Here is a 1061-nt window from a genome sequence, read left to right as displayed (position 1 = left end):
CGAACGCCGCACCAGGGTTTTTGGGTTCAGCCTCGATACTGTTAGTCTTTTATTGGCGCGTCGCCTTTCTTTGGCTCGGTATATATGAACGAATCTTTACCGTTTGTGACGGCAGGACCTGATCCACCTTGATAGGCCAAATTCCATTCTGTAACGATTTGCAGTGCCCCACTGCTGCTCTTGGCTGCATAGCCTGTCCAGCCGGTCGCCGAGTGGCAGTTCTCGAGGCCGTTATTCCAGCCGACGGAAAAGGCGATGAAATTGCCGGTCACCCGCCCCGCGATCGGATATGGAGAGTTCTGGCAGCCTGTGCCCTTGGCGCGATTGACATACTGACCCGTAACCCCACCATTTGAGTCAAGCGAGATGACCATGGTCGAGCCTTTATCGTTCATCCACGCGCTTGATGCGCCAACCAAGCTGGAAAACTGCTCAAACGAGGCAGGCTCAAAAGCCATCGCAGAGCTGGCTAACGAAAGGCCAAGTCCGGCGAAAATAACACGAAACATACCAGTATTCCTCCTCATGGGGTCATGCATTAGTATTCAGCCAACCCTAACACTCCACATCTGAAGCAGGCCGACCCGAGAATTAGATCACCTTACACCAAGCCACATGAACATTCTGTGATATTCTGTGACATTCTGTTGACACCAACCATATTCGCTGGCCGGATGCTTGTGTAGCGAACGCACGAGCGATCGACTAAAAGAGTCTTGCATGCCCGACGCTGGCTCACCCATTGCCGACCGCAAGCGTGGGGCCACAGCGCATCGCTTGGCATCGGACGTCACCATTTGTCAGCATCTGCTCAGCCAGCATCTTCTTCAGCTTGGCGCTCTCCTCTTCCAAAGCCTTCAGCTAGCGCGCATCGGAAACATCCATGCCGCCGAACTTGGCCTTGTATGTGTAGAGGGCTTCCGAATTTCCATGCTTGCGGGCAGACATCGGCTGGGCGTTGTCAACTTAACTCGCGTTCAGGGATTTGCGGCATAGACCCGATGTCATGAACACCGCAACCGTCAGCTACAAGCGCCATCGTTTCCCGCCGCAGATCATCG

1 protein-coding gene and 1 pseudogene are annotated in these 1061 nt (G+C 54.2%); both read right to left on the bottom strand.

Annotated elements, in window-relative coordinates:
• Positions 1 to 41: 41 nt before the first annotated feature.
• Positions 42 to 509, bottom strand: coding sequence for an avidin/streptavidin family protein (locus C9427_RS32500; protein ID WP_107653060.1), 468 nt, complete (start codon positions 507 to 509; stop codon positions 42 to 44).
• A gap of 292 nt (positions 510 to 801) precedes the next feature.
• Positions 802 to 939: pseudogene (locus C9427_RS35085) on the bottom strand (transposase); the annotation flags it as partial.
• Positions 940 to 1061 lie beyond the last annotated feature (122 nt).

It is taken from the genome of Mesorhizobium helmanticense (assembly GCF_003034915.1).
GTDB lineage: Bacteria > Pseudomonadota > Alphaproteobacteria > Rhizobiales > Rhizobiaceae > Mesorhizobium > Mesorhizobium helmanticense.
This window is presented reverse-complemented; position numbering and strand designations above follow the sequence as displayed.

Bases quoted from the DNA above. Each gene is read 5' to 3' on its own strand.
- C9427_RS32500 (WP_107653060.1), bottom strand. From the start codon at position 509: ATGTTTCGTGTTATTTTCGCCGGACTTGGCCTTTCGTTAGCCAGCTCT.